Consider the following 5,665-nt stretch of genomic DNA (forward strand, 5'->3'; position numbering starts at 1 on the left):
TCCTTTCGTCGTGCTGTTGATTCTGCCTTCCTATGACCTGTTCGGACTATTATGAGAAATGCTATATCTTTCCTGAAGAAGGAATTAGCGAAGAAGGAGAAAAATGCGTTAAAGGCTTATCTTTTAACACTTACGGAATTAAACAATCAGTTAATACTCCTTCAGTTGAACATTTAGATAAAAGAAAATTACAAAAGAATATTGATAATAATAGTCTTGCAAATGTGGGCAATAGTTACTTTCAACCAAGAGCAGTGAAAGTTGGTAATGGTGACGTAATTGTAATCGCCCATAACTTAAAGGATCAAACTTTAGTTTCTTGGTACTTAAAGTCAAGCGAGAGCGGAAAATTTAAGGTATTGACTGGAGAAAAAGGTGTTACAGAAAGAAAATTGTTCAATTTTGATAATCAGGGGCAATTGGCATTAAATGGAAACACGATGCTTTATTCGCAAGTGAGCAAAAGGATTACTAAGGAAAATCAAGAGGTGAGAAAAACACGTATTTTTAAATTTGATATGGCTAAAGTGATTCAGGGTCTGAAGGATGGAGTTAATGGCTTTTTACTTGGTAATCGAAAAGGTCAAATAGATAATAAAGCACTATCTCTTTCTAGAGAACATGAAATAAGCTTTTTGCAGTATGTTGAACAAACGGAAGGAAATGATCTAGTTGCTTTTCTTGAAAATGACCAATCAGCTAATGAGCAGAGGTTACATATAGCAACTCTACTTAAAAATGGATCAGTGTCAGATTTTCCTATCTATCAATTTACAGATCCTATAGAGCAATTATATATTAAAGGCAACGGTCAGGGTGGTTTTATCGTAACTGCGGTAAGTGGAGAAAATATTGTAACTTTTAATCAAAACGGCTCTGGAAAATCTTCTGAAGCAACAATAATACCGGCAAATAGCATCAAAACTCTCAGTGATTTTGTTAATATCATTAACGGTCGATTAACGCCAGATATTATTTCTAGTAGTACCGTGGCTCCTATAACTGTTGCAGAAACGGTTGTGACTTCTAAGAAAACGCCGACTGCTGCAATTACTAGCACAGCAGAAACCGACGCTGTGAAGACTACTAAATTGACAACGGAAGCCGTTGCACCTACTTCTACAATAAGTAAACCTTCAACGGAGTCAACGACAGTAGCAAAAACAACTACTACTTCACAAGCGACCACGGTTGCTACAACGTCAACTAGTGTGCCGATAGTAACTTCAGGGACTGAGACAAGTACTGTGAAACCTACAGCAGCGACTGGTGCGTCGACTTCTACGATGAGTAAACCTTCAACAGAGTCAACGACTCAAACAAGTACAGTAACAGTGAAGCCAACAACAGAAGCCGTTGCACCTACTTCTACAACGAATAAACCTTCAACAGAGTCAACGACTCAAACAAGCACAGTAACAGTGGAACCAACTGCGCCAACAACAAGCTCAGAGAAAACTACACAAACAGTATTTAGTATACCAAGTACTAGAACAAAAGAGTCAACAACTCCTATATTCACCACGACTTTACTTCCTCAGTCTACTTCTTCACCACAACCTACTCAACTTGCTATAGGGTCTAATAAGGCAGGAATGATAGGGGGATCTTTGGTTGGAGCAATAGGTATTGTTGGAATTATAGGATTCATAGCATATAGATATGTTAAGGGTCGTAATGCTGCTCCTGTATTAGAACTAACTGATTTGGGTTATAGAAGGCGATCATCTTCAAGTAGCGATGAAGAAATTTTTACCACTGGTAACAGAATGCGAACTATATATCAATCTGAAACAGTGCTAAATAGTATATCAGTAGAAAGTAGTAGTCGATCAAGAAGTAGCTCATCGTCTTCAAGCGGTGGACCAGGCTCTTGACTAACTGAAGCAGAGTCTAAAAGTGAAAAAAGCTTATCTTGGGATAGTGATGATGTGCCGGAATATCACCTTTAGCTATTTGTCTAAATGTTTTTAATATGTAGACTGTTAGGAAATTGTCTTTTGCTTTTGTGATTTTCATGTTAAAGTATAATTCCTAGGTGAAATAAGTAGCTGCTGTTGTGTGATAAACATAGCAGAGGAAAGTCCGGGCTCCAAGGAAAAATAGTGACGGGTAATGCCCGCCGGAGGTAACTCCAGTTATAGGGCTACAGAAAATTACCGCCTAAAATATTTTTAGGTAAGGGTGAAAAGGTGTGGTAAGAGCACACCATGGCAATGGCAACATTGGTAGTCGAGTAACCAACACTAGGAGCAAGATTAAATAGAAGTAGATTTTATGTTTTCCTCATATCTACTCGGGTAAATCGCATGCGGTAAATGGTAACATTTACTCCAGATAAATAGCTACATAAACAGAACTCGGCTTATATTTCACCTAGGCGTTCACATGATACGTGCGATATAAGCCATGCTATATTTAAATGTGTAGGCATTTCATGCGTTGTCCTTCACTTGTTCTGCTTGATAGCCATCACTACTTTCGCCTACATTAACATTAGAATATTCATCATCATCAATATACTCTTTCAGAACATACCCTCTGCCCCAAACGGTTTCTATGTGGCTTTTTCCATCATTTGCACTTTCAAGTTTCTTACGTAATTTGCACATAAAAACATCAACTATCTTGTTATCTGAAGGTTCATCCAAGCCATTGTAAAGATGATTTAAGAACATTTCTTTTGTTAGTACTGTTCCTTTACGCAGTGCTAGCAATTCTATCATAGAATACTCTTTATTAGTAAGGTGAACCGTTTTACCTTTCACCTCAACAACCCTGTGATCAAAATTGATATTTATATTACCAATCTTTATCACCGATTCAGGATGGCCTTTAGTACGACGCACTATGGCCTTAATTCGAGCTAATAACTCGCTTTTATGAAATGGCTTGGTTAAGTAATCATCGGCACCATATCCGAGTCCTTTAGCTTTGTGATTGACAGCGGATATGCATGAAAGTATTAAGACAGGAACTTTGATTTTTGCACTTCTTAGTCTTAACAATATATCATATCCGTCAATATCACCAGGTAAGTGTATATCTAAAATAACTAGGTCATAGTAATCTCCGTTTGAGGAAACCATATTATTGTTATAATCTTGTGCAGAAGTAACAACGTCACAGAAGTGTCCATCAGAAGTTAAGGCGTTAACTACAGTCTTTGCACTTACTTGATCATCTTCAATTAATAATATACGCATATTTTACACCCCATAAATAATTTATAATTTTAGTAATATATATAACTAAGGAAAGTAATAAATCAAATTTTTATTAACAAATGATCAAAATTACACTTATTAATTAATAGTAAATATATTGTTCCAAAGTTATATAAATAGATCTAAAATATAATAGACATACCATGATAGTAATAATATTTTTAGTAAATATTGAATTAAAGTTACTATTATTAAAAGAATACTTCGGTTAATAAATATTTAACTATTCTATATGTCTGTGTTATATTTTTAATTTACTTATCCTACTATTTTAAAGTATAAGTAATATTTTCAGGAATATTGTGTGGCAATATCAATTTTAGGTGCTGGTGCATGGGGTACAGCAATCGCAATTTCATTAGGTAGTAAGAAAGATGTGATTTTGTGGACTCACAATGAAACTACATTTGAATCAATCAACGGGAAAAGAGAAAGTGACAAGCTACCCGGTTGTCGAATTTCTGATAATGTGTCAGTAAAATTGGCTATTGAAGACATAATTAATGCTTCAGTAACAATCCTCGCTGTTCCCACTCAGTCTCTGAGGAAGGTATGTCAGCAATTGCATAATTGTAATCTGAAAAAAGATGTAGCAATAATTTTAGCTTGTAAGGGAATAGAAAAGTCTACATTAAAATTACCTAGTGAAATAGTAAATGAAATTTTACCTAACAATCCTATTGCTATTTTTTCAGGTCCTAGCTTTGCTGTAGAAGTTGCAAGAAAATTACCCTATTCAATGGTTCTTGCATGCCAAAATAACACATTAGGTTCAAAGCTAGTATCAGAGCTGCAACAAGAAAATGTTAAATTGAAGTTTAGTAACGACATTATAGGAGTACAGATTTGTGCAGCGTTAAAGAACGTTTTTGCTATAGCGTGTGGGATTGTTCTAGGTAGTAAACTTGGGTTTAATGCTCATGCAGCATTGATTACGAAAAGTATGAGCGAAATTAAGGCTTTATACTCAGCAAAAATTGGTGACGGTAGTGTGGATATAAATACACTACTTGGGCCAGCATGTCTGGGTGACCTAATTATGACATGCACATCCTTGAATTCAAGAAACTTATCTTTTGGGTTTAAAATAGGTAATAGTGACAATGGCTTTAATGTTCAGCAGATTTTGTCAGAAGGCAAGTCAGTGATTGAAGGTTTTAGCACTGCTGAGTCCATATTTAATTTAGCAGGAAAGCTAAAGATAAAAATGCCTATATGTGAAGCGGTCTATAGATTATTGTATGAAAGCGCCTCTATAGAGGATACTCTTTCTGTTCTTATAAGTTAATTTTGTATTTGGATATATTGTGAAATTTTTATATAAATTAATATCAACGTGGTGGCTGTCTGGAACAGTAAAAAAAATGCCAGGTACTGTGGGTAGTTTGGCTTCTTTTCCGCTTGTTCCTGTAATCCTGAGCAACAAAATTTTAGGTGCAGCAATTATTTCTTTTTTATTCTTAATTGGATTATGGTCTACAGGTAATTATATAAAACATTACAAGACTTCATGTGATCCAAAAGAGGTAGTAATTGACGAAGTGGTTGGTCAATTGCTGACGATACTTTTAGTTTCGATATTGTTAAGCCAAGAGATGAATTGTTCTTCATTGTTGTTGTGCTTTTTTTCTTTTAGGTTTTTTGATATAATAAAAACGTGGCCTATAAATTTAATCGATAAAAATACCAAAGGTCCTTTAGGTATTATGCTAGATGACGTTATAGCTGCAATTTTAGCCTGTGTTCTTATAGGAGCCTTTTATTGTTTATTGTTGGTGTATGCAGGATAAAAAAATTTATTATTCAAGCTTAATTGTTCAAAATCTAAAGGATTATATACTGTACACAGCGAATTTATCTGAGTGGGAAGTACACGATGAATTTGATAACATCATATTTACAATAAATGGTACCAGGGAGTCATTATTTAATTTTGTGTTCTGTGGAGATCAATGTACCGAGCTTTCTATACAAAAAACTCTAGATTATCTCAGAACAAGAGATATAGAAGCAACATGGGTAATAAATTCACATATGAAAATAAGAGAGATTTTAGAAAAGTGTGAAATAAAACACGTTAGCACACCAAAAAAAGCTTTACTTAATATGAAAAATTACTTTTTACCTGCTGATGTTATTCCAAACTTGAGGTTAAATGCTGTGAATGGTAGCAACCTCTTAGAACAGTTAGATCTACACACTTCTAAAATTTTTTATCATGGCGTTGGAATTGTCAGCACATTTTTTCGCGGATTATCAAATTATGATGATAAGAACTCAAGATTAAGATTTTTTCTTGTAACACTAAATAATGAAATTATTGGGACATGCGGTCTTTATGTTCAAGATAGCGTAGCTGGTTTTTATAGTGATGGAGTTTTACCAATTTACAGGAATCGTGGAATAGGTACCCAAATGGTTTTAGAAAGAATAAAGAT

Annotated in this window: 5 protein-coding genes and 1 other RNA gene; 5 read left to right on the plus strand and 1 reads right to left on the minus strand. The window is 34.7% G+C overall.

Going from position 1 to position 5,665, the window contains the following annotated elements; genetic code table 11:
• Nucleotides 1-32: 32 nt before the first annotated feature.
• Together ACIPNH_RS03955 and rnpB are read left to right on the plus strand one after the other, a co-directional pair.
• Nucleotides 33-1,877, plus strand: coding sequence for a hypothetical protein (locus ACIPNH_RS03955; RefSeq protein ID WP_400771857.1), 1,845 nt, complete (start codon nucleotides 33-35; stop codon nucleotides 1,875-1,877).
• Between the two features lie 157 nt (nucleotides 1,878-2,034).
• Nucleotides 2,035-2,384: RNase P RNA component class A (rnpB, locus tag ACIPNH_RS03960), an RNA gene on the plus strand.
• Between the two features lie 51 nt (nucleotides 2,385-2,435).
• On the opposite strand, the gene ACIPNH_RS03965 is transcribed toward rnpB, so the two are convergent.
• Nucleotides 2,436-3,206 (minus strand): response regulator transcription factor, encoded by a 771-nt coding sequence (locus tag ACIPNH_RS03965; RefSeq protein WP_010962797.1) that lies wholly within the window; start codon nucleotides 3,204-3,206, stop codon nucleotides 2,436-2,438.
• A 325-nt stretch (nucleotides 3,207-3,531) separates the two neighbouring features.
• Between ACIPNH_RS03965 and ACIPNH_RS03970 the strand changes: the two genes are divergently transcribed.
• The 3 genes from ACIPNH_RS03970 to ACIPNH_RS03980 all read left to right on the plus strand — a co-directional run.
• Nucleotides 3,532-4,515 (plus strand): NAD(P)H-dependent glycerol-3-phosphate dehydrogenase, encoded by a 984-nt coding sequence (locus ACIPNH_RS03970; protein WP_400771859.1) that lies wholly within the window; start codon nucleotides 3,532-3,534, stop codon nucleotides 4,513-4,515.
• 19 nt (nucleotides 4,516-4,534) lie between these two features.
• A complete protein-coding gene (locus tag ACIPNH_RS03975) occupies nucleotides 4,535-5,017 on the plus strand; it encodes a phosphatidylglycerophosphatase A family protein (protein WP_006279290.1) in 483 nt (160 codons plus the stop codon).
• On the plus strand, nucleotides 5,007-5,665 hold a 659-nt coding region (locus tag ACIPNH_RS03980; RefSeq protein WP_400771861.1), incomplete at its 3' end, for a GNAT family N-acetyltransferase. The genes ACIPNH_RS03975 and ACIPNH_RS03980, both read left to right, overlap by 11 nt.

Origin of the sequence: Wolbachia endosymbiont of Drosophila barbarae (assembly GCF_044752445.1) — a bacterium.
Classification (GTDB): domain Bacteria; phylum Pseudomonadota; class Alphaproteobacteria; order Rickettsiales; family Anaplasmataceae; genus Wolbachia; species Wolbachia pipientis.

What these genes read in the sequence shown, in the direction of transcription:
- ACIPNH_RS03965 (WP_010962797.1), bottom strand. Translation starts at nt 3,206, where the DNA reads ATGCGTATATTATTAATTGAAGATGATCAAGTAAGTGCAAAGACTGTA.
- ACIPNH_RS03955 (WP_400771857.1), top strand. Translation starts at nt 33, where the DNA reads ATGACCTGTTCGGACTATTATGAGAAATGCTATATCTTTCCTGAAGAA.